Source organism: Herbiconiux ginsengi, assembly GCF_900107435.1.
In the GTDB taxonomy this organism is placed as follows: Bacteria; Actinomycetota; Actinomycetes; order Actinomycetales; family Microbacteriaceae; genus Herbiconiux; species Herbiconiux ginsengi.
Genome location: NZ_FNPZ01000002.1, coordinates 692,706 through 714,798, shown reverse-complemented (window position 1 = coordinate 714,798; position 22,093 = coordinate 692,706). Strand labels below are relative to the sequence as shown.

Annotated in this window: 20 protein-coding genes; 16 read left to right on the top strand and 4 right to left on the bottom strand. The window is 69.7% G+C overall.

What is annotated here, in order from left to right:
- Positions 1 to 12 precede the first annotated feature (12 nt).
- The 9 genes from BLW00_RS11670 (at position 13) to BLW00_RS11630 (ending at position 10,023) form a co-directional block, all read left to right on the top strand.
- Positions 13 to 984 carry an AAA family ATPase gene (locus BLW00_RS11670; protein ID WP_092554050.1) on the top strand — a complete coding sequence of 324 codons (972 nt, stop codon included), beginning with the start codon at positions 13 to 15 and terminating at the stop codon, positions 982 to 984.
- Complete coding sequence (locus BLW00_RS11665; protein ID WP_092554047.1) at positions 981 to 2,180, top strand: DUF58 domain-containing protein; 1,200 nt, start codon at positions 981 to 983, stop codon at positions 2,178 to 2,180. Before BLW00_RS11670 ends, BLW00_RS11665 begins: the two co-directional genes overlap by 4 nt.
- Positions 2,177 to 4,480: a transglutaminaseTgpA domain-containing protein gene (locus BLW00_RS11660; RefSeq protein WP_092554045.1), complete on the top strand. Its 2,304-nt coding sequence runs from the start codon at positions 2,177 to 2,179 to the stop codon at positions 4,478 to 4,480. Before BLW00_RS11665 ends, BLW00_RS11660 begins: the two co-directional genes overlap by 4 nt.
- Positions 4,477 to 5,094: an FHA domain-containing protein gene (locus tag BLW00_RS11655; protein WP_139256693.1), complete on the top strand. Its 618-nt coding sequence runs from the start codon at positions 4,477 to 4,479 to the stop codon at positions 5,092 to 5,094. The genes BLW00_RS11660 and BLW00_RS11655 overlap by 4 nt, the downstream gene beginning before the upstream one ends.
- A gap of 87 nt (positions 5,095 to 5,181) precedes the next feature.
- Positions 5,182 to 5,661 carry a hypothetical protein gene (locus BLW00_RS11650; protein ID WP_092554039.1) on the top strand — a complete coding sequence of 160 codons (480 nt, stop codon included), beginning with the start codon at positions 5,182 to 5,184 and terminating at the stop codon, positions 5,659 to 5,661.
- Between the two features lie 152 nt (positions 5,662 to 5,813).
- On the top strand, positions 5,814 to 7,040 hold the full coding sequence (locus BLW00_RS11645) for an ABC transporter substrate-binding protein (protein WP_175494231.1): 1,227 nt from the start codon (positions 5,814 to 5,816) through the stop codon (positions 7,038 to 7,040).
- Positions 7,040 to 8,239 (top strand): ABC transporter ATP-binding protein, encoded by a 1,200-nt coding sequence (locus BLW00_RS11640; protein ID WP_092554036.1) that lies wholly within the window; start codon positions 7,040 to 7,042, stop codon positions 8,237 to 8,239. Before BLW00_RS11645 ends, BLW00_RS11640 begins: the two co-directional genes overlap by 1 nt.
- Before the next feature lie 9 nt (positions 8,240 to 8,248).
- Positions 8,249 to 9,160: an ABC transporter permease gene (locus BLW00_RS11635; RefSeq protein WP_092554033.1), complete on the top strand. Its 912-nt coding sequence runs from the start codon at positions 8,249 to 8,251 to the stop codon at positions 9,158 to 9,160.
- Between the two features lie 74 nt (positions 9,161 to 9,234).
- A complete protein-coding gene (locus tag BLW00_RS11630; RefSeq protein WP_092554725.1) occupies positions 9,235 to 10,023 on the top strand; it encodes an ABC transporter permease in 789 nt (262 codons plus the stop codon).
- A gap of 151 nt (positions 10,024 to 10,174) precedes the next feature.
- On the opposite strand, the gene BLW00_RS11625 is transcribed toward BLW00_RS11630, so the two are convergent.
- Both BLW00_RS11625 and gabT read right to left on the bottom strand, forming a co-directional pair.
- Complete coding sequence (locus BLW00_RS11625) at positions 10,175 to 11,164, bottom strand: asparaginase (RefSeq protein WP_092554030.1); 990 nt, start codon at positions 11,162 to 11,164, stop codon at positions 10,175 to 10,177.
- Positions 11,161 to 12,534 carry a 4-aminobutyrate--2-oxoglutarate transaminase gene (gabT, locus tag BLW00_RS11620; RefSeq protein ID WP_092554027.1) on the bottom strand — a complete coding sequence of 458 codons (1,374 nt, stop codon included), beginning with the start codon at positions 12,532 to 12,534 and terminating at the stop codon, positions 11,161 to 11,163. The genes BLW00_RS11625 and gabT overlap by 4 nt, the downstream gene beginning before the upstream one ends.
- Positions 12,535 to 12,586: 52 nt before the next feature.
- Between gabT and BLW00_RS11615 the strand changes: the two genes are divergently transcribed.
- Together BLW00_RS11615 and BLW00_RS11610 are read left to right on the top strand one after the other, a co-directional pair.
- On the top strand, positions 12,587 to 13,057 hold the full coding sequence (locus BLW00_RS11615; RefSeq protein ID WP_092554024.1) for an OsmC family protein: 471 nt from the start codon (positions 12,587 to 12,589) through the stop codon (positions 13,055 to 13,057).
- Positions 13,038 to 13,508 (top strand): hypothetical protein, encoded by a 471-nt coding sequence (locus BLW00_RS11610; RefSeq protein ID WP_092554021.1) that lies wholly within the window; start codon positions 13,038 to 13,040, stop codon positions 13,506 to 13,508. The genes BLW00_RS11615 and BLW00_RS11610 overlap by 20 nt, the downstream gene beginning before the upstream one ends.
- A gap of 48 nt (positions 13,509 to 13,556) precedes the next feature.
- Here the strand turns inward: BLW00_RS11610 and BLW00_RS11605 are convergent, their stop codons facing one another.
- Positions 13,557 to 14,786 (bottom strand): glycoside hydrolase family 76 protein, encoded by a 1,230-nt coding sequence (locus BLW00_RS11605; RefSeq protein ID WP_092554018.1) that lies wholly within the window; start codon positions 14,784 to 14,786, stop codon positions 13,557 to 13,559.
- Positions 14,787 to 14,843: 57 nt separating this feature from the next.
- On the opposite strand from BLW00_RS11605, the gene BLW00_RS11600 reads away from it, so the two are divergent.
- The 3 genes from BLW00_RS11600 to BLW00_RS11590 are packed head-to-tail and all read left to right on the top strand — an operon-like array spanning position 14,844 to position 18,411.
- Positions 14,844 to 16,256 carry a DHA2 family efflux MFS transporter permease subunit gene (locus BLW00_RS11600; protein WP_245741534.1) on the top strand — a complete coding sequence of 471 codons (1,413 nt, stop codon included), beginning with the start codon at positions 14,844 to 14,846 and terminating at the stop codon, positions 16,254 to 16,256.
- Between the two features lie 42 nt (positions 16,257 to 16,298).
- Positions 16,299 to 17,297 (top strand): FKBP-type peptidyl-prolyl cis-trans isomerase, encoded by a 999-nt coding sequence (locus BLW00_RS11595; protein ID WP_092554015.1) that lies wholly within the window; start codon positions 16,299 to 16,301, stop codon positions 17,295 to 17,297.
- Positions 17,298 to 17,325: 28 nt separating this feature from the next.
- The gene (locus tag BLW00_RS11590) at positions 17,326 to 18,411 is read left to right on the top strand and encodes a 1-deoxy-D-xylulose-5-phosphate reductoisomerase (protein ID WP_092554012.1); all 1,086 of its coding nucleotides are present in this window, start codon (positions 17,326 to 17,328) and stop codon (positions 18,409 to 18,411) included.
- A 106-nt stretch (positions 18,412 to 18,517) separates the two neighbouring features.
- On the opposite strand, the gene BLW00_RS24250 is transcribed toward BLW00_RS11590, so the two are convergent.
- Positions 18,518 to 19,507: an NAD-dependent epimerase/dehydratase family protein gene (locus BLW00_RS24250; RefSeq protein ID WP_139256691.1), complete on the bottom strand. Its 990-nt coding sequence runs from the start codon at positions 19,505 to 19,507 to the stop codon at positions 18,518 to 18,520.
- Between the two features lie 68 nt (positions 19,508 to 19,575).
- Between BLW00_RS24250 and BLW00_RS11580 the strand changes: the two genes are divergently transcribed.
- On the top strand, positions 19,576 to 20,904 hold the full coding sequence (locus tag BLW00_RS11580; RefSeq protein ID WP_092554006.1) for a M50 family metallopeptidase: 1,329 nt from the start codon (positions 19,576 to 19,578) through the stop codon (positions 20,902 to 20,904).
- Positions 20,905 to 20,938: 34 nt separating this feature from the next.
- A complete protein-coding gene (gene ispG, locus BLW00_RS11575) occupies positions 20,939 to 22,087 on the top strand; it encodes a flavodoxin-dependent (E)-4-hydroxy-3-methylbut-2-enyl-diphosphate synthase (RefSeq protein WP_175494230.1) in 1,149 nt (382 codons plus the stop codon).
- The last annotated feature ends 6 nt before the right edge of the window (positions 22,088 to 22,093 follow it).

The following is a 22,093-nucleotide window of genomic DNA, read 5'->3' as shown; positions in this document are numbered from 1 at the left end:
AGAGGTGCCCACATGACGATGACGACCGAACAGGCGGCGCGGTTCGCCGACGTCTTCGATCGCCTGACCACCAACGTCGAGCGCACGCTGCACGGCAAGTCGCACGTGATCCGCCTCGCGCTCACGGCCTTGTTCAGCGAGGGTCATCTGCTGCTCGAGGACGCCCCGGGCACGGGAAAGACGTCGCTCGCCCGAGCCCTGGCCGACAGCGTGCGGGGCACCAGCAGCCGCATCCAGTTCACCCCCGACCTGTTGCCGGGCGACATCACCGGCGTCAGCGTCTACGACCAGAACAGCGGAGCCTTCACGTTCCACCCCGGGCCGATCTTCGCGAACGTGGTGCTCGCCGACGAGATCAACCGGGCGTCGCCGAAGACGCAGTCGGCGCTGCTCGAAGTGATGGAAGAGGGGCGGGTCACGGTCGACGGCCGCGGGCATCCGGTGGGCGAACCCTTCATGGTGGTGGCCACGCAGAACCCGATCGAGCAGGCCGGCACCTACCGGCTGCCCGAGGCGCAGCTCGACCGTTTCCTCATCAAGACCTCGATCGGCTACCCCGACCACGCCACCACGCTGCGCATCCTCGAAGGGGCGACGCACAAGGCGCACGGCGATCCGCTGCCGCCCGTCATCACCGCGGAGGGCGTGACGCTGCTGGCCGCCGAGGCCCGCACGGTGCACGTCGACGCCACGATCAACGACTACGTCTCGCGGCTCGTGCAGGCCACCCGAGACGCCTCCGAGACCCGGCTCGGCGCCAGCGTGCGAGCTGCACTGGCGCTCATCCGCACGGCGAAGACCTACGCGGCGTCCGACGGGAGGCACTACGTCGTGCCCGACGACGTGAAGTCGCTGGCCGGCCCGGTGCTCGCCCACCGCCTGGTGCTCGACCCGGAGGCCGAGTTCGACGGGGTCACCTCGCTCGGCGTCATCTCGCAGGTCCTGCTCGACGTCCCGCCGCCCGGGGACGTCTCGGCCGCATGAGCGGGCGCCGGCTCCCGGTCGCGGTCGCGTCGAGCGGATGGGTCGTGCTGGGAATGGCCCTCGTCGGCCTGGGCTGCGGGATCGCCTTCGGCTGGACCGAACTCCTGGTCGTCGGCCTGGTGGCGCTCGTCGTCGCCGTCGCGGCGGCCGGGTTCCTGGTGGGCCGGTCGAGCGGACGGATCGAGATCGACGTGCTCGACCGGCGGGTGGTGGCGGGGCACGCGGCCACGGTCGCCGTGCGGGTCACGAACGACGGCGCACGACGACGGCGGGCGCACCAGGCCGAGTTCGTGGTGGGCGGGCGCACGGAGCTGATCCACCTGCCGGCCCTCGCTGCGGGGGAGTCGCGCGAGGTGCTCGTGTCGGCGCCGACGGTGCGGCGCGGAGTGATCACGCTCGGGCCGGTGACCATCGTGCGGCGCGATCCGATCGGCCTGGCCCGGCGCGAATCCGTTCGATCGGGAACGGTCGAGCTCTACGTGCACCCCACGATCGTGTCGCTCCCGGTGAGCACGACCGGCCTGCTGCGCGATCTCGAAGGCATCCCGACCGCCGATCTCACCGACAGCGACATGTCGTTCCACGCTCTTCGGCCCTATGTCGCGGGCGATGACCGCCGCCACATCCATTGGAAGAGCACGGCGAAGACCGGGGCGTTCCTGGTTCGTCAGTTCGAGCAGACCCGACGCAGTCACCTCATCGTGCTGCAGTCGCTGAGCGCGGCCGACTACGCCTCCGAGGAGGAGTTCGAGCTCGCCGTGAGCGTGGTCGCCTCGATCGGAGTGCGCGCCGTCGCCGACGGCATCACGGTCTCGGTGTTCGCGGGCGAGGGCACCCGGCGTCGTGCCCAGGGCGGCGCGCGCCTGCGGGTGCGCACGCCGCGCGAATTGCTCGACGACCTGAGCGGGATCGAGGAGTCCACGACGCCCCGAGCGGCTCGCCTGCCCGCCGTGGCCCGGGCGGTGGGCGAATCGGCACCGGATGCCTCGGTCGTCTTCCTGGCGTGCGGATCGACGGTCACCGCTCGCCAGCTGCGTGCGGCCGCGTCGCACTTCGCGACCGGTGTCGAGGTCGTCGCGGTGGTCGCCGAGCCCGAGGCGGAGGCGACCCTGGTGCGCATCGACTCGCTCCGCATCACGCGGATCGGCTACCTCGACGACCTCCTACGAACCCTGACCCGGGCGGTGGGCGTGTGAGCGGGTCGGCCCGGGAGACCCGCACGGGGCGCACCGGGCGCGCCGGGCGGATGCCGGCCGGCCGCATCCTGGTGGCCGCGCTCGTGTTCGAGGTGCTCACCCTGGTGGCCGCGGCGGCCTGGTGGCCGATCTACGAGTCGGCGGCGTTCGTGCTGCTCGCGCTCGTGACCGTGACCGTCGGAATCGCGATCGGCGCCGCCGGCGCGCGCTGGTCGTGGCCGAGTCATCTCGTGCTCCTGGCGACAGCGCTCACCTGGTTGCTGCTCGGCGTGCCTCTGGCCGTTCCCGCGAAAGCACTCGGGGGCCTTCTTCCGACGCCGGCCGGACTCGCCGACCTCGTGGTCACCACGGCTTCCGGCTGGCGCCAACTGCTCACCATCGAGCTCCCGGTGGGCGACTACCAGGCGCTGTCGGTGCCGGTGTTCGTCACCCTCCTCGTAGCCTCCGTGCTCGGCGTCTCGCTGGCCCTCCGCACGCCCCGGCCCGCGTTCGCGATCGCGGTGCCCGCTCTCGTGCTGATCGGCGGCATCGTCTTCGGCGGCGCGGTGGCCTTCGCGCCGATCGCGGTCGGAGCCTTGTTCGCGGTCGTCGCCGTCGCCTGGCTGGTCGTCTCCCGCATCCGGGTGCCCGGCCGAGCGCTGGCTGCTGCGGCCGGCGTGGTAGCAGCGGGACTCGTCGTGGCCGTCGCCGTGACGGTCGCGCTTCCGGCTCCCGACCGCGTGGTGGCGCGGGATGCGGTCGAGCAGCCGTTCGACGCGCGCGACTACCCGAGCCCCCTCTCCGGATTCCGCGCTTTCACGAAGCAGCCGCTCGCCGACGCCGTGGTGCTGACCGTCACCGGCGCGGAGCCGGGCGAGAAGATCGTGATGGCACGGATGAACGACTACGACGGTGTCGTCTACAACATCGGGGGAGCAGGCGACGGGAGCGCGCTGTTCTCCCGGGTGCCCGAGCGGCTCGGCGGTGCGGCATCCGGTGCGTCTTCCGGAGAGCCCGCGAGCGGTGGGTCGACGAGCACCGTCGAGGTGCGGGTCGGGCGATACGACTCGGTCTGGGTGCCGACGACCGGCGATCCGGTCGCCGTCACGTTCGGCGGGAAGAATGCCGACGCCTTGCAGAACGCTCTCTACTTCAGCCCCGCGCTCGCCACGGTGGCCGACACGGTGGGCCTCGGAGACGGCGATTCGTACACCGTCACCACGCGGGATGCGTCGCCCTCGACGGGCGGGCCGGCATCCGTCGATCTCACCGAATTGACTCCGGGGGGCGCGCCGTCGGTGCAGAACAGCGCGGTTCCGGATGCGGTCGCCGTGCGCTCGGCCGAGTGGGCGCCCGCCTCGGATTCTCCGGGGGAGCGGCTGGCCGGCATCGTCGAAGGGCTCCACGCGGGTTACCTCTCGGGTACGGGCGACGGTGAGGTCTTCAGTCGCTCCGGGCACGGGGCCGACCGCATCGAGGAACTCCTCACTGCGTCGCCGATGCTCGGTGACGACGAGCAGTATGCGGTGGCGGGCGCCTTGCTGGCCGAATCCGCCGGCTTCCCCGCCCGGGTGGCGATGGGGTTCACGGTGCCCGCGGGGGCCGCCTCGGGCCCGGTCGACATCCGGGGGCAGGACGCGGGTGCCTGGACCGAGGTCTACACCGCCGAATCGGGTTGGGTGCCCGTCGACGCCACCCCCGAACCCCGCCCCATCCCCGACACCGCGCTCGACGACAGCTCGACCGCCGTGCAGCCGCCCGACGTCGTCCCGCCCGCCGCCGACGACCTCGACGATCCCGTGGAGGCGGCGCCGGTGCAGCAAGACGACGACGAGCCCGGCGCGCCCGACGACGTGCTGGGGACGGTGTTGCGGATCGCGGCGGTCGCGGGTGTCTCGCTGGCCGTTCTGGCGATCCTCCTCGCACCCTTCCTGATCGTTCTCGCGCTCAAGCGTCGGCGGCGCATCCGCCGTCGCACGGAAGGCTCCGCCCGGGCGCGCGCGGCCGGAGGCTGGGCCGAACTGGTCGACATGGCGCGCGATGTCGCGGAGCCGCCACCGGCGAATGCGACCCGGCGCGAGGCCGCGCACTCGATCGGCGGTGATTCGGCGGTGCTGCTCGCCGAGCGGATCGACGGCGCGGTCTACGCGCCCACCGATCCCGCCGAGCACGAGATCGAGGAGATCTGGGCGGCAGCCGACGCGGAACGGCGGCGGCTGCTCGGGTCGCGCGGGCGGTTCGAGCGCCTGCTGGCGCGGCTGTCGACCCGGTCGTTGCGCACGTATCATGGCAGGGAAGAGAAGAGGCGGGACATCCGGTGAAGTGCAGAACGTGCGGCACGACCTTGACCGCGGGGGCTCTGCTCTGTGGTGAGTGCGGCACCTCCGCCATCGCGCCGCGGCCGACCCTCGGTGACACCGAGCGGCACGACCGCCGGGCTCTGCTCGAGGCGATCGCCCGGGAGGCGCCGGCGCGTGCAGGTGTTCCCTCGCACACGGGCGCCCATGCGAGGCCGCTGGTCGACGACGACGACGTCGACGATGTCGACGGCGTGTCGCCCCTTCCGGCCGAACCCGGTACTCCGGCCGAGGCCGACGTCGCCCGCGGCGGTCCGCTCTTCAGCCTGGTCTTCAGCACGGGCGAGAGCGTGCGGGTCTCGGGAAGTGGTCTCGTCGGGCGGAATCCTGCGCCCCGCGAGGGTGAGACCTTCGACTACCTGGTGCAGATCGTCGACCCCGAGCGCAGCGTCTCGAAGACGCATTTCGAGTTCGGCGTCGACGGCGACCGGCTCTGGATCGCCGATCGCGGGTCGGCGAACGGAACCCGGCTCGGGCTCGACCTGGTCGATCCGATCGATCTGGTTCCGGGCGAGCGGATGCGCGTGCCCCGTGGCACCCGGATCGGCATCGGCGACCAGTACCTCGACGTGCACTGACCTCTCCACAATCGCGTGGCCGCGGTTTTTCTCCACAGATTCGGTGCACGACACCGCGGCTGCTGACTCATCGCGTTGACTGGGCGCATGACCCACCAGCCCCGCTCCTACCCCGTCCTCCTCGGTGTCACCGCCGTGGGCGAGCCCGTGCCGCTCGAGCTCGACCGCTCCGGAGTGGGACTGCTCGTGGCGGGTGACCAGGCGCCGGTATTGGCCGTCGCACGGTCGCTGATGGTGCAGCTGGCGTCGCGGAGTGCCGGTCCGGTGCTCCTGCGGGCCGACGGCCGCATCACCGTCGACGGGGTGCCCGTGGTCACCCTCGTCGGTGCCGCCGGCTCCGACCGGCCCCCGCCGAACGGTGACGTGCCGCGCCTCACGATCGACGACGTCCCGTGGGCGCGTCTCGAGGCCGAGGCGGCCGTGCGCCTCCGCTGTCAGCTGGTGTCGCGCGCCGAGTTTCCGGCGCGCCTCGAGGCCGCCCGGATCCGTGCTCGCGGCGTGCGCGGTCGGCACGCCCGGGCAGACGAAAACGGAGGTCTATTCGCGGCTTCGGCACTGATTTCGTAAAGAGTATGTTTCGATGTGCGGTTTTTCGTCGTGGATGCTGTCGAAGAAAGCACCTCGTGTGCCAATATCAGACCTACCATTTTCCGAGCTCCACAGCACTCCGGAAGGTGGCTCGCACACGACCTGGCCCCCAAGAGGAAAGCGTGAAGAGGATGACCCTGAGACCCCCACAAGACCCGATGATCCTGCAGGCGATCCGGCACTCCCAGGCCTTGCAACGCGCCCGTGCCCTCTCGCTGTCCCGTCGGGGGTTCCTCGGCGCCGCCGGTTTCGGTGCCACCGCTTTGGCGCTCGCCGCGTGTTCGACGGGCGAGAAGAAAGAACTGACGCCGGCGAAAGACGTCTCGGCCACCGAGAAGACGCTCATCTGGGACAACTGGCCCGCCTACATGGATGAAGACGCCGACGGCAACTACCCGACGCTCATGGGATTCGAAGACGAATCGGGCATCACGGTCACCTACAACGTGGCGGTCGACGACAACAACAGCTACTACGCGAAGGTGAAAGACCAGCTCGCACTCGGGCAGGACATCGGAGCCGACACGGTGTGCCTCACCGACTGGATGGTGGCCCGCCTGGTGCGCAACGGGTACGTGCAGGAGCTCGATCATGCGAAGATCCCGAACATCGCGAACCTGAGTCCGTCGTTCGCGAATCCCGACTTCGACAAGGGCCGTCACCTCTCATTGCCCTGGCAGGGCGGCTTCGCTGGCATCTGCTGGAACAAGGAGAAGGTGCCGGGCGGATTGAAGAGCGTCGACGATCTGTGGGATTCCGCGCTCAAGGGTCGGGTGGGCGTGCTCTCCGAGATGCGCGACACGATGGGTCTCATCATGCTCTCGCAGGGCGTCGACATCACGGGCGAGTGGGGCGACGACGAGTACGCGAACGCGATGGACGCGTTCACCAAGCAGGTCGACGACGGGCAGATCCGCAACATCAAGGGCAACGCCTATCTGAACGATCTGCAGAGCGAAGACACGTTCGCCGCCATCTGCTGGTCGGGCGACATCACCTCGCTCAACGCCCAGGCCGGCGACAAGTGGGAGTTCGCGATCCCGGATGCGGGTGGCACGCTCTGGAACGACACCTTCGTGGTGCCGATGGGGTCGGCCCACAAAGAGAACGCCGAGGCCGTCATGAACTACTACTACGAGCCGGAGGTCGCCGCAGAGCTCGCGGCCTGGGTCAACTACGTCACGCCGGTGGTGGGCGCCAAAGAGGCCGCGGTCGCGCTCGACCCCGAACTCGCCGAGAATCAGCTGATCTTCCCCGACGAAGAGACGCTCTCGACGGTGCACGTCTTCCGCACCCTGACTCCGCAAGAGGAGAACGACTACCAGGCGCAGTTCCAGAAGGTCCTGCTGGGCAGCTGATGGCCATCGCATCCTTCGCCGACAAGGGCGCCGACCTCGAACTGGTCGGCATCACGAAGCGGTTCCCGGGCTTCACCGCCATCGAGGCGCTCGATCTCTCGATCCCCGCGGGGTCGTTCTTCGCCCTGCTCGGCCCTTCGGGGTGCGGCAAGACCACCACGCTGCGGTTGGTGGCCGGCCTCGAGGAGCCGACCGCGGGCCGCATCCTGATCGGCGGCAAAGACGTCACATCGACGAAGCCGTTCCAGCGGCCGGTCAACACCGTCTTCCAGTCGTATGCGCTGTTCCCGCACATGACGATTCTCGAGAACGTGGCGTTCGGGCTCCGGCGCCGCAAAGTGGGCGACCCGGTGGCGAAGGCGCACGAAGCCCTGCGACTCGTCGAGCTCGACCATCTCGCGGCGCGGCGGCCCGCACAGCTCTCGGGCGGCCAGCAGCAGCGCGTCGCGCTCGCCCGGGCGATCGTCAACCGGCCGGCCCTCCTGCTGCTCGACGAACCGCTCGGCGCGCTCGACCTGAAGCTCCGGCGCCAGATGCAGCTCGAACTGAAGACCATCCAGACCGAGGTGGGACTCACGTTCCTGCACGTCACGCACGACCAGGAGGAGGCCATGACCATGGCCGACACGGTCGCCGTGATGAACAAAGGCCGCATCGAGCAGATGGGGGCTCCGGAGGAGCTCTACGAGCTGCCGCGCACGGCGTTCGTGGCGAACTTTCTGGGCCAGTCGAACCTCTTCACGGGCCAGGTCACCGGGAGTTCGGCCGACGCCATCGTCGTCGACGTCGCCGGGGTGCCGATCACGGTGCCGCGCACGCGCGCCAAGCGGCACGCGGGGGAGGTCACGATCGGCGTGCGACCCGAGAAGGTCTCGCTGCTCACCGAGGCCCCCGCCCCGGATTCCGCACGTAACGTGCTCGGCCCGGGCCGGGTCACCGACGTCTCGTTCAGCGGGGTCAGCACGCAATACCTGGTGCAGGTTCCGGGCGTCGGGGAGCTCACCGTCTTCGCCCAGAACATGGTGTTCGGCCCGGTCGTGCACGAGGGCGCCGAGGTGTGGATCTCGTGGAACGCCGACCACGGGTTCGGTCTGGAAGACGATCCGGCCGACGGGCCCCGCTTCGCGCCCGACGACTCCACCGAATCGATCGCCGTGCAACGACGGATCGCGCTCGAAGAAGAGCTGGAACAGGCGTAGGGCGGCGCCGTGGCCTTCACCGCGTTCTCGTCCCAGGCCGTCGTCGAGCAGGCGCCGCGCAAGCGCAGCGTCATCGCGCTCGTGCTGCTCTTGCCGGGCATCCTCTACCTGGTGCTGTTCTTCCTCGCGCCACTGATCTCGCTCATCATCACCTCGTTCCAGCAGCCGGTGCTCGACGGCGACATCGGCGAATACACGGCCGGGTTCCAATGGCAGAACTACGCGGATGCCATGGCCGAGTACTGGCCGTTGGTGCTGCGAGCCTTCGGCTACGCCCTCATCGCGACCGTGCTCGCGCTCGTGATCAGTTACCCGATCGCCTACTTCATCGGCGTGAAGGCCCGGCGCTGGCCGTTGTTGCAGAGCCTCATGCTCACCCTGGTCATCGCCCCCTTCTTCATCAGTTTCCTGCTGCGCACCCTCGCGTGGAAGCAGATCATGTCCGACGAGGGGCCGATCGTCGTCTTCCTCAAATCCATCGCCGTGCTGCCCTCCGACGGGCACCTCACCGGCACCGCCTTCTCCGTGATCTTCGGCCTCACCTACAACTTCATCCCGTTCATGACCTTGCCGCTCTACGCGACGCTCGAACGCCTCGACACCCGGTACATCGAGGCGGGAGCCGATCTCTACGCGAGCCCGTGGACGACGTTCCGCAAGATCACGATCCCGCTCTCGATGCCGGGCATCGTCTCCGGAACGCTGCTGACCTTCATCCCCGCGGCCGGCGACTACATCAACGCCAGCCGCGACTTCCTCGGCAGTTCGTCGACGGCGATGGTCGGAAACGCAATCGAGGCGAACTTCCTCGTGCTGCAGAACTATCCGATCGCGGCCGCGCTCTCGATCGTGCTGATGGCGGTGATCCTCATCATCGTGGGCATCTATGTGCGCCGCTCCGGAACGGAGGACCTGATATGACCAGCGCCGTCCCGGCCAAGGCCTTCGAACAGGCGTCATTCGAGCCCTCACCCGCGTCACGCCGGCGATTCCGGATGCGCGGCATCGGTCTGCCGATCTACACCGTGCTGGCCTTGCTGTTCCTGCTCATCCCGATCGCGTACACCTTCGTCTTCTCGTTCAACGACTCGGGCAAGCTCAACATCGCCTGGCAGGGGTTCACCCTCGAGAAGTGGCTCACGGTCTGCAACACGCAGGGGCTGTGCGAGGCGTTCGGTAACAGCATCCTGGTGGGGGTCATCGCCACCGTGATCGCCACGGCGCTCGGCACCCTCATCGCCATCGCCCTCGTGCGCTACCGGTTCCGCGCACGCTCGGCGATCAGCCTGCTGCTGTTCCTCCCCATGGCCACCCCCGAGGTTGTGCTCGGTGCTGGTCTGGCGGCTCAGTTCCTCACCATCGGAGCCGAGAAAGGGCTCGTCACCATCATCCTGGCGCACACGATGTTCTGCATCAGTTTCGTCGTGGTGACGGTGAAGGCGCGCGTGGCGAGCCTCGACCCAGCGCTCGAAGAAGCCGGTCGCGATCTCTACGGCTCGCCCACACAGGTCTTCTGGCGCATCACGTTCCCGCTGCTCCTGCCTGGCATCGCCGCGGCCGCTCTGCTCTCCTTCGCCCTGAGCTTCGACGACTTCATCATCACGAACTTCAACTCGGGCGCTGTCGACACCTTCCCGAAATTCATCTACATCGCGGCCGCTCGCGGCATTCCGGCGCAGGTGAACGTCATCGCATCCGCCGTCTTCCTGCTGGCGATCGTGATCGTGGTGGTGGCTCAGGTGAGTCGCGCGGCGCGGGCCAAGCGGCTGGCGCGCCAGAGTTGACGCCTGCGGGCCTCCAGGCTACGGGCGAGAACTGAGCGGGCAGGGCCGACGGGGCAGTGCCCACGGGGCAGAGTCAACGTGGTAGAGCCCACCGGGCAGTGCCCCCGGGGCAGAGCCCACCGGGTAGAGCCCACGGGGCAGTGCGTACCGGTCAGAGGTTCGGCGACACCATGACGGCGCCCACCGGTTCGCCGCGGCCCCACACGGTGAGGTCGAGCTCGGAGACCACGTCGGCGACCGCAGCCGGCTCGAGTGCGCTGTGTCGGGCGAGCAGGCTGAGCGCCACGAGCGTGGCCGGGCGCAGGTTCCCGTCGAGAATCTTGAGCGCCACGGTGGTGCCGTCGGGGGCCACGAGCACCATCACACCGTCGGCGCCGAACTTCGCGAGAACGCCGAGGCGATCGATCACGATGGTGTTCGGGCGCCCAGGGCCCTCCACCGCCCAGCCGTTCGCGAGGGCGGCGTCGACGAGTTGCCGAGCCGGCCCCTCCTCCGCGAGCCGCAGCCGGTGGTAGCCGCGTGCCAGCGCGGTCAACGACATCGCGTGCACCGGTGTGCCGCATCCGTCGACCCCGGTGTGCACCACAGGCTCGCCGGTGAGACGCTCGACCGTGGCGAGGATGCGCTGCTGCAGCGGATGGGCCAGGTCGAGGTAGTCGGTGGTGCTCCAGTCGTTCGCGGCGCAAGCGAGCAGCATGGCCGCGTGCTTGCCGGAGCAGGTCATGAAGAGGCGTTCGGGGTGGCCGCCGCTGCGGATCACCTCGGTGCGTGCCGCCGCATCGGCGGGCCAGTCGGCAGGGCAGCCGAGCGCGTCAGGGGTGAGGCCACCGAGCTCGAGCATGGAACGCACCACGGCGACGTGCGCCGGGGTGGCGGTGTGGCTCGCCATGGACATCGCGGTCTGCACGGAACCGAGCTCGACGCCTGACTCCAGCACGGTGAGCGCTTGGAACGGCTTCAGGCTCGAGCGCGGATAGACCGGACGGTCGGGCGCGCCGACGCTCGCGACGATCTCGCCGCCGGGGGAGAGCACGACCGCCGAGCCCGCGTGCCGCGACTCGACGAAGCCGCTGCGGGTCACGACGGCGAGCTCGACCGACTCGGCGAGTGTCGCCGTGCCGGGCACGTCTGTGCCGCTCATCGCGCGAGTTGCGCGAACGCCTCGTCGAGCACCGTCAGGGCATCGTCGAGCAGTTCGTCGGAGATCGCGAGGCTCGGCAGGAAGCGCAGCACGTTGCCGTAGGTTCCCGCCGTCAGGATGAGCACTCCGTGCTGTGCGGCGTAGGCGGCGATCGCGCTCACGGCCTCGGCGTGCGGCGTCTTGGTGGTCGATCCGGTGCCCGGCTCGACGAGCTCGATCGCGACCATGGCGCCGATGCCGCGCACGTCGCCGATGATGTCGTACTTGTCCTGCAGGGCGCGCAGCCCGGTGATCAGGGTCTGCTCGATCCGCGCGGCCTCGCCGAGGAGGTCGCCCTTCTCGATCTGCTCGAACACCGCGACCGCGGCCGCGGCGGCGACCGGGTTGCCGCCGAAGGTGCCGCCGAGTCCGCCCGGCTGCGCGGCATCCATGATCGTCGCACGGCCGGTCACGCCCGCGAGCGGCAGACCCCCGGCGATGCCTTTGGCGGTGAGCACCATGTCGGGCACGAGACCGAAGTGCGTGCTGGCGAAGTACTCGCCGGTGCGCGCCATGCCGCTCTGGATCTCGTCGGCGATGAACACCACGCCCTGCGCCGTGCACCATTCCTGCAGCGCCGGCAGATAGCCCTCGGCCGGGATGACGAATCCGCCCTCGCCCTGGATCGGCTCGACCACGAGGCATGCGAGGTCAGCGGCGCCGACGGTCTTCTCGAGGTAGTTGATCGTGCGGGCCGCGGCCTCGGCGCCCGAGAGGCCGTCGTGGTAGGGGTAGGAGTTCGGGGCCCGGTAGATGTCGCCCGCGAACGGCCCGAACCCGGTGGAATACGGAGCGGCCTTGAAGTTCATGGCCATGGTGAGGTTGGTGCGGCCGTGGTAGGCGTGCTCGAGCACCGCGACACCGGAGCGCCCGGTGTACTTGCGCGCGATCTTCACGCCGTTCTCCACCGCCTCGGCGCCGGAGTTCACCAGCACGGTGCGCTTCGCGAAGTCGCCGGGAGTGTGCTCGGCGAGCAGCTCCGCCACCCGCACGTACTCCTCGTAGGGCGTGACGGTGAAGAGGGTGTGCACCACGTCGTGCAGCTGCGCGGCCGCGGCGGCGATGACGGCCGTCTCGGTGTGGCCGATCGTGGTCACGCCGATGCCGGCGCCGAGGTCGATGAACTGGTTGCCGTCGACGTCGACCAGCACGGCACCGTTGGCCTTGGCGATGTACACCGGCAGCACGCTGGAGACTCCGGGGGGCACGACGGCCAGACGTCGTTGGTGCAGCTCCTGCGACTTGGGGCCGGGGATCGCGGTCACGATCCTCCGCTCCTGGGAAACGGAGTAGACGGGGGCCGCAACCGAGGCGTCGATGGTGTCAGTCATAGTCCGGCCAGTTTAGGCCAGGCATCCCGGGCACCGGAGATAGCATGGCGAGGTGAATCGTGAGCATCACTACACCGTCGATGTGGCCTGGCTTGGCAATCGCGGCACCGGCACCAGCGGCTATCGCGACTATGGCCGGCAGAGCCTCGTGACGGCGGAGGGCAAGCATCCGCTCGAGGCCTCGGCCGATCGCACCTTCCACGGCGACGCCGACCGCTGGAACCCCGAAGAGCTCCTGCTGGCCGCCCTCAGCGAGTGCCACATGCTGTCGTTCCTGCACGTCGCCGTGCTGCATGGCGTCGTCGTGACCGATTACACGGATGCCGCGGAGGGCGTCATGGAGCAGGAGGGCAATGGCGGTCGATTCACGAGTGTCACGCTGCATCCGGTTGTCACCGTCACCGAGCCCGTCGATGACGAGCTGCTCGCCACCATGCACCACGAGGCCAACCAGGTGTGCTTCATCGCGAGCTCGGTGAACTTCCCCGTGCACCACGACCCCCGTGTCCTCGTCACCGGTTGAGCCTTCAGAAGAGCCGGTCGAGCTCTTCCTGATCGGCCGCACCCTGCGCGGCACCCTCGGCGACGCGTTCCGACGCGACGTGATCGCGAGCTTCGAGAGCCTGCACGCAGGCGCGGACGGTGAAGCGGAGGCGCCCCTGCACTCCGGTCTCAGCCGCACCGTCGAGCTCACCGCCGTCGCCGTCACCCGCGCCGGCGCACTGAGCGTCGACACGGGCATCGCCGATCCCGCCTTCCGCTCCTCGCCGGGGCCGCTGGCGGGGCGCGACGAGGGTGGGAACGTTGACGCAGGGGAGCGGATCTTCGAGGTGACGGCCGAGGAGGTCGACGGCATCAGCCCGGTCGCGGGTCCGCCCGGCGTCGACCGCTCGCGCCGGGTCGTCGTGCGCGTGCGACCCGACGATCCCGGCGCGCGCCTCGACTTCCGGGTGACCGTGGTCGTGCCGGAGTAGCGCGTGCCGGAGCCGGGGGCCGCGGCGCCCCGGGCGACCGGGCGGTGCTCAGCCGCCGACGAGTCCGCCGCGGTCCAACCGGGCTCGGGTCTCGAGCGCCATCACGGCGCTCAGCTGCGTCGAGAGGAAGGTCACCGGTGGCGCCGGCCGGCTCCAGTCGTCGCCGGCGCGCAGTTCGGGAGACCGATGGATGCCCGACCAGAGCACATCCGTACTCGTGCGCACGAAGTCCACGAGGAGTCGCCGCCCGGCCGACTCCTGCGGCAACCGGGGGATCAGCTCGCCCAGGTAGCGCACGAAGACGCCTTTGAAGAGGCCGATGTCGCCCCCGCCGCGCTGGTCGAGCCGCGAGTTCTCGGTCGTGATCACGCCCCTCGGCGCGAGCCGGACGGCCGCCACTGCCGTGCGCTCGGCGCGTGCCAGCGCGTCGCCGGACGCTGGGGCACCGCGCAGCCCCTCCGTACCCGCGCTGCCTCCCGCTCCCGTGTCCCCTGCGCCGCCCGTGCCCGAGGCGCCTCCCGTGCGCTCTGCACCTCCTGCCCCCTCTCCCGCGCCGGCGCGCCACCCCGCCACCTCGCCGAGCGCCCCCGCATAGAGCCCCTGGTTGTAGCTGAACACCCAGTCGGCGTCGACACCGCCGTCACCGAGCCGGTTCACACCGTCGGCCACGATGCCGGTGGAGGGGTCGACGAGGGTCGTCTCGATCCAGTCCAGCGCATCCCGGGCGGCGTGGGCATGGGCGGATTCGCCCGTCACCGCGAAAAGCCGCGCCGAGAGCAGGGCGAAGACGCCGTTGGTGGGCGCGTTCTTGTAGTCGAGCTGCTGCGCGCGCCAGGCGACGGATGCGCCACACTGCGAGTTCCATCCGGCGCTCCGGATGTGGTTCCACAAGCCCACCGCTTCGCCGAGGAAGCGGCGCTCGCCGGTGGCGGCGTGCAGTCGGGTCAGGGCGATCGCCAGCCAACCCATGTCGTCGAAGTAGTCGTTGACCAGGGTGCCCCGGTTGCGCCGGCGGAGCAGCTCCAGCAGTCGGCCCGCACTCTGCAGCCGATCCGGATCTCCGCTGCGCTCGAACGCATCGATCCGCACCTCGATCGCGTGGGCCAGCCACCAGTAGTTGAAGGCGACGGCCTGCCGCAGCCGCCATGGTGCGGTGTTGCGCAATCCGCCGCGGCGGAGACGGGTGCCGAAGGCTGCGGTCAGGGCGTTCTGAGCGCTCTCGGCCCGATCGCTCCAGGCGCTGTCGCCGTCGTCCCGCTGCGCATCCGTTCCAGCCATCACCCGCTCATTCTCGCGCTGTTCGCGGTGAGCGCTCCGATGGGCTTGACTGGGGGGATGGCGAAGACCGCGACGGCGATGACGAGGCAGCAGAAATTCGTACTCTCCGTGGCCGTGCTGGCCTCGTTCATCTCCTTCCTCGACGCGACCGTCATCAACGTGGCGCTCCCCGCGATCAGCAAGGAGCTCGGGGGCGGCCTCGCCTCGCAGCAGTGGGTGGTCGACTCCTACCTGCTCACACTCGGCGCCGTCATCCTGCTCGCCGGATCGCTCTCCGACGTCTACGGCCGCAAGAAGGTGCTGCTCGTCGGCCTCATCGGCTTCGGCGTCGCCTCGCTGGCCTGCGCCTTCGCCCCGACGATCGAGTTCCTCATCGTGGCCCGCGGCGTACAGGGCATCGCCGGCGCCCTGCTCGTGCCGAGCTCGCTCGCCCTCATCCTCGCGAACTTCACCGGCATGGGGCAGGGCCGCGCGATCGGCACCTGGACGGCGTTCACGAGCGTCGCCAACATCGCCGGACCGATCCTCGGCGGGGTGCTGGTCGACAGCCTCTCCTGGCGCTACGTCTTCGGCATCAACGTGCTGCCGATCGCCGTCACCCTCTTCCTCCTGATGAAGCTCGACCACGACCACGCGCACCTCGAGGGCGCGCGCATCGACTACGTCGGCGCCGTGCTCGGCATCGTCGGGCTCGGCTTCCCCGTCTTCGCCCTGATCGAGCAGTCGAACTTCGGCTGGGGGTCGCCCGTGGTGATGGTGCCGATGGTGGTCGGCATCGTCGCGCTGGCGGCGTTCGTGCTCTGGGAACGGCGCACCGCTCAGCCGATGCTGCCGCTCGAGCTCTTCCGCGTGCGCAACTTCTCGGTGGGCAACGTCTCCACGTTCCTCATCTACGGCGCGCTCTCGCTCGGTTTCTTCAGCGTCGCCGTGTTCCTGCAGCAGGTGGCAGGCTACAGCGCCACCTGGGCCGGGTTCGCGATGGTGCCGACGAGCCTTCTCCTCATCGGGTTGTCGAGCTTCTTCGGCCGTCTGAGTGGGCGGATCGGGCCGCGCCTGTTCATGACGGTCGGCCCGATCATCGCGGGAACCGGGTTCTTGCTGATGCTCCGCTTCACCGAGCAGGCGCCCTACTTCACCGAGGTGCTCCCCGCGGTGCTGGTGTTCGGATTCGGGATGGCGCTGACCGTCGCCCCGCTCACCGCCGCCATCCTGGGTGCCATCGATCCGTCTCGCTCCGGCATCGCGTCGGCGGTGAACAACGCGGTCTCGCGGGTGGCCGGACTCATCGCGGTGGCGCTCGCGAGCCTCATCGCCGGGATGACGGTGCTCGACCTGATCGGGTTCCACCGTGTGGTGCTCGTGACGGCGCTCTTCTTCTTCGCGGGCGGCCTGGTGTCGCTGATCGGCATCCAGAACCCGAAGCACATAAGTCGCTCACAGGCGGTCACCAGCTTGCGTCAAGAGGACTGAGCAAGACTGGGCGAATCCCCCCGATTTTCACGAAGAGGAATCATGCGCTCACTTCCGGCACTGGCCGCAGCCGCCGTCGCCGCCACCCTTCTGCTCGCGGGGTGTGCCGCTTCTCCCGACCCGTCGGCCACCGGCGCCGCGGGCGACTGCTCGCCCACCGCATCCGGCAGCGCCTCGAACGGGGTGACGGTCACCGGCGACTTCAAGTCGGCGCCGAAGACGGCGTTCACCGGGCCGCTGACGGTCGACTCGACCCAGCGCACCGTGGTGAGCGAAGGCGACGGCGACGTGGTGCAGAACGGCGACGTCGCCACCATCGACTTCACGATCTACAACGGCACCAGCGGCAAGCAGGTGTTCTCGACGCTCGACGCGGGCGGCACGCAGCTCCAGCTCACCGTCGACGACACGCAGTTCATCCCCGGCATCGTGAACGCGGTCGCCTGCTCGACGGTCGGATCGCGCGTGGTGGCGGTCATCCCGCCCGCCGAGGGCTTCGGCGACACGGGCAACGACCAGCTCGGCATCGCCGCCACCGACTCCATGGTGATGGTGGCCGACGTCGAGGCGATCGTGCCCATCCGGGCCGACGGTGAAGACCAGCCCGCGCAAGACGGCTTCCCGACCGTGGTGCTCGACGACTCCGGAGCGCCGACGGTCACCGTGCCGCAGACCGATCCGCCCACCACCCTCGAGACCGAGGTGCTGAAGAAGGGCGACGGCGCCGTCGTCGGCGACGGCGACAACGTCACGGTGCAGTACCAGGGGCTCATCTGGGGCACCGGCAAGGTGTTCGACCAGAGCTGGGGCCAGGGCGGTCCGCGCACCTTCTCGACGACCGGTGTCGTCAAGGGCTTCTCCGCGGCCATGATCGGCCAGACCGTCGGCTCGCAGGTGCTCGTCGTGATCCCGCCCGACCAGGGCTACGGCAGCGAGGGCAACAGTGCTGCGGGCATCACCGGCACCGACACGCTCGTGTTCGTGATCGACATCCTGGCGTCGGCCTCGGCCCCGCCGGCCGCGACCCCCGACGCGGGCTGACCCGGGGCTGTGATGGGATGATGGCGCTATGAGACGCGTCATCATCCTCGGCTCCACCGGTTCCATCGGCGTTCAGGCGCTCGACGTCATCCGCTCGAACCCCGAGCTGTTCGACGTCGTGGGCCTGATCGCGGGGAGCAACCGCGCGGCCCTCGACGCCCAGGCAGCCGAGTTCGCGGTCTCCGACACCGGTCTCGGCGCGCTCGAGGCCGAGGCGATGGTGCGCGACATCGAGGCCGACGTGGTACTGAACGGCATCACCGGGTCGATCGGGCTCGGCCCGACCCTCGCCACCCTCGAAGCCGGGCGCACGCTCGCGCTCGCCAACAAGGAGAGCCTCATCGTCGGCGGCGACCTCGTTCGCGACGCCGCGCGGCCCGGGCAGATCGTGCCCGTCGACTCCGAGCACTCGGCCATCGCCCAAGCACTCCGGTCGGGCACGGCCGGTGAGGTGTCCCGGCTCGTGCTGACCGCATCCGGTGGGCCGTTCCGGGGTCGCAGCCGGGCGTCGATGAAAGACGTGACGCCGCGCGAGGCGCTCGCCCATCCCACCTGGGACATGGGGCTCGTGGTCACCACGAACTCGGCGACGCTCGTGAACAAGGGCCTCGAGGTGATCGAGGCACACCTGCTCTTCGACGTGGCCTACGGCGACATCGAGGTGACCGTGCATCCGCAGTCCCTCGTGCACTCGATGGTGGAGTTCAGCGACGGGTCGACCATCGCGCAGGCCTCGCCCCCCGACATGCGGCTGCCGATCTCGCTCGGGCTCGACTGGCCGAACCGGGTGTCGGGTGTCGGCACACCGATCGACTGGACCACCGCGCACAGCTGGACCTTCGAGCCGCTCGACGAGCAGGCCTTTCCGGCCGTCGGGCTCGCCAAGCAGGTGGGGCGCGCCGGCGGCAGCTTCCCGGCCGTCTTCAACGCGGCGAACGAGCAGGCGGTGGCCGCCTTCCACGCCGGGCGGATCGGGTTCCTCGACATCGTCGACACGGTGGCGCGGGTGGTGGAGGCGCACGAGATGCCCTCCGAGCTCGTCACCCGTGAGTCGCTGGCCGAGTCGGAGGAGTGGGCGCGGGCCACGGCCGACGCCCTCATCGCCGTCGCCTGAGCCGCGCCGCGCGGGGTGGCGTCGATTCGGGCGAATCTGCGTCGGATCGAGGTCGTATTTGCGCCCGTTCGCGCTCTCGTTCGCCCGAATCGCCTCAGCGAGCGCCTCAGCGAGCGGGGTAGGACTCCGCGGTGATGCGCAGGGCGTCGTCCCAGGGAGTGGCGTGGATGCCGAGCTCGGATTCGGTGCGCGTCGAATCGACCACGAAGGTGTCGGCGAACTGATAGCTCGACGCCCGCACCTCGCGGATGAGCGGCGAGAACACCCCGATCAGACGGAGGAGGCCGCGCGGCCAGGGCGCGACCTTGCCGTGCGAGCCGTAGAGGGCGTTCGCCTCGGCAGCGATCTCGCGGAAGGTGCGGGTAGTCGAGGGCACGATCCAGACCCGTGCCGCCGACACGGCCGCCTGGGCGCCCGACCCCGGGGCCTGCGCCCCCGTCGCCGGCCCCGCTGTCGCCGCCGGTCCCGTCGCATCCGCATCCGCCGCGGCCACCAGCGCCGTCACGATGTCGGGCAGGTAGCTCCAGCTGTGCCGAGCATCCGGAGATCCGACAACTCGTGCGGTCTTCGAGCCGCGGAGCGCGCCGAAGAACGTCGACCCGAGGTGATTCGTGCCGCCGACGCCCGGGCCGAAGTAGTCGCTGGCGCGCACCTCGCTCACCCGGATCTCGCCGCGCTCGGCCGCGGCGGCCGCCTCGAGCCACCCCGCCTTGCGCACCAGCCCCTTGGTCTCGGTGGTGAGGAGAGGCGAGTCTTCGCGCATCGGCGTCCGGGTGGGCCCGTAGGCGTAGAGGTTGCCCATGATGACGAGGTGGGCTCCGGATGTCCGTGCCGCTTCGATCGCGGCCCGGAAGATCGGAGGCCACTCGGTGGGCCAGGTCCAGTAGGGCGGATTCGTCACGAGGAAGATCGTCGCCGCGCCCTCCGCCGCGCGGCCGAACGCGGCGGCATCCGAAGCGTCGAGGGTGACCGCCTCGCAGCCGTCGACCGCCGTGCCCGACCGGGTGGCCACCCGCACGGTGTCGCCCCGCTCGGCGAGTCGCCGGCCCAGCAGGCCGCCGATGTGCCCGGCTCCCACCACCAGTTGAACGGCCATCGTCACTCCTCATCGTTCGCTCAGCGAACCATCAGCGCTCGCCTCTGCTCCCACGGTAGTGTCCTCGTGTGGAAACGGTCCTGCAGTTCATTCTCGGCGTGCTCATCATCGCCGTCGGCGTCGCCGTCTCCATCGGGCTGCACGAAGTGGGGCACCTCGTGCCGGCGAAACTCTTCGGCATCAAGGTCACGCAGTACATGATCGGTTTCGGGCCGACGATCTTCTCGCGCACCAAGGGCGAGACGCAGTACGGGGTGAAAGCGGTGCCGCTCGGCGGCTACATCTCGATGGTGGGCATGTTCCCGCCGCGGCGTGAGGGCGAGAAGCCGGTGGCCAACAGCACCGGGTTCTTCCAGTCGATGGTGCAGGATGCGCGCCAGGTCAGCCAGCTCTCCATCGGTCTCGAAGAAGACCGCGCCTTCTACCGCAAGCCGGTCTGGCAGCGCATCATCGTGATGCTCGGCGGCCCGTTCATGAACCTCGTGCTCGCCGTGGTGTTCTTCTCCATCGTGCTGGTCGGATTCGGCACCGTGCAGAGCTCCACGACGGTCGGCAGTGTGTCGGCCTGCGTGCTCCCCGCGACGAGCGACCGGCAGGACTGCGAGACCGGTGACCAGCAGTCCCCGGGCGCCGCCGCCGGCCTACGGCCGGGAGATCAGCTGGTGAGCCTCGCCGGCACACCGATCACGAGCTGGGAGCAGTCGACCGCCATCATCCGCGACTCGGCGGGGGAGACCCTGCCGCTCGTCGTGCTGCGCGACGGGGTCGAGACCACCCTCAGCGTCACCCCGTTGCTGACGCAGCGGTACGTGCTCGACGACAAGGGCCAGGTGGTCGAGAACGCCGACGGCACGAAGCAGACCGAAGACGTCGGTTTCGTGGGCATCGGGGCTGCGTCGGAGCTCGTGCCGCAGCCGATCACTGCCGTGTTCCCCCTGATCGGCGAGAACATCGCCAGCACGGTCGGCATCGTCGCGAACCTGCCCCAGCGCCTCTACGACGTGGCCCAGGCGGCGTTCGGATCGGGCGAACGCGACCCGAACGGCCCGATCAGCGTCGTCGGCGTCGGCCGGGTCGCGGGCGAGATCGCCTCCATCGACACCATCCCCCTGGCCTCGAAGGCCGCGAGTCTGCTGGGTCTGCTGGGCTCGCTTAACATCGCGCTGTTCGTGATCAACCTCGTGCCCCTCACGCCGCTCGACGGCGGGCACGTGGCCGCCGCGATCTGGGAGGCGATCCGGCGCGGCTTCGCGAAGCTGTTCAAGCGCAAAGACCCGGGCCCCGTCGATGCGGCGAAGCTCATGCCGCTCACCTTCGTGGTGGTCATCTTCTTCGGCGGTATGACGGCGCTGCTCGTCTACGCCGACATCGTGAAGCCCATCAACATCTTCGGCTGACCTCCCGTTCAGATTGCGGTCCTAGACTGAAATCGTGGCAGCAATCAACTTAGGGATGCCCAAGGCTCCCGAAACCCTGGCCCCGCGGCGCAAGTCCCGCCAGATCAAGGTCGGCAAGGTTCTCGTGGGCGGCGACGCGCAGGTGAGCGTGCAGTCGATGACCACGACCCCGACGCCGAACATCAACGCGACGCTGCAGCAGATCGCCGAGTTGACGGCATCCGGATGCGACATCGTGCGCGTGGCGGTGCCGTCGCGCGATGACGCCGAAGCGCTGCCGATCATCGCCAAGAAGAGCCAGATCCCGGTGATCGCCGACATCCACTTCCAGCCGAACTACGTGTTCGCCGCCATCGACGCCGGGTGCGCCGGTGTGCGGGTGAACCCCGGGAACATCCGCAAGTTCGACGACAAGGTGGGCGAGATCGCGGCCGCCGCGAAGGCCGCCGGGGTCTCCATCCGCATCGGGGTGAACGCCGGATCGCTCGATCCGCGCCTGCTCGAGAAGTACGGCAAGGCCACCCCCGAGGCGCTCGTGGAGAGCGCGGTCTGGGAGGCTTCGCTCTTCGAGGAGCACGACTTCCACGACTTCAAGATCTCGGTCAAGCACAACGATCCGATCGTCATGGTGAGGGCCTACCGCCTGCTCGCCGAGCGCGGCGACTGGCCCCTGCACCTCGGCGTCACCGAGGCCGGCCCGTCGTTCCAGGGCACCATCAAGAGCGCGACCGCGTTCGGCATCCTGCTCTCCGAGGGCATCGGCGACACCATCCGCGTGTCGCTGTCGGCGCCGCCGGCCGAAGAAGTGAAGGTGGGGCTGCAGATCCTGCAGTCGCTGAACCTGCGCGAGCGCAAGCTCGAGATCGTCTCGTGCCCCTCCTGCGGCCGCGCCCAGGTGGATGTCTACACGCTGGCCAACGACGTCACCGACGGGCTCGAGGGCATGACGGTTCCGCTCCGCGTCGCGGTGATGGGGTGCGTCGTGAACGGTCCCGGCGAGGCTCGCGAGGCCGACCTGGGGGTCGCCTCTGGCAACGGCAAGGGCCAGATCTTCGTGAAGGGCGAGGTCATCAAGACAGTGCCCGAGTCGGAGATCGTGGCGACGCTGATCGAGGAGGCCAACCGCCTGGCGGCCGAGATGCCGCCCGGTGCTGTCGGGTCGCCCGAGGTCGTCACGGCGTAGGGCCCC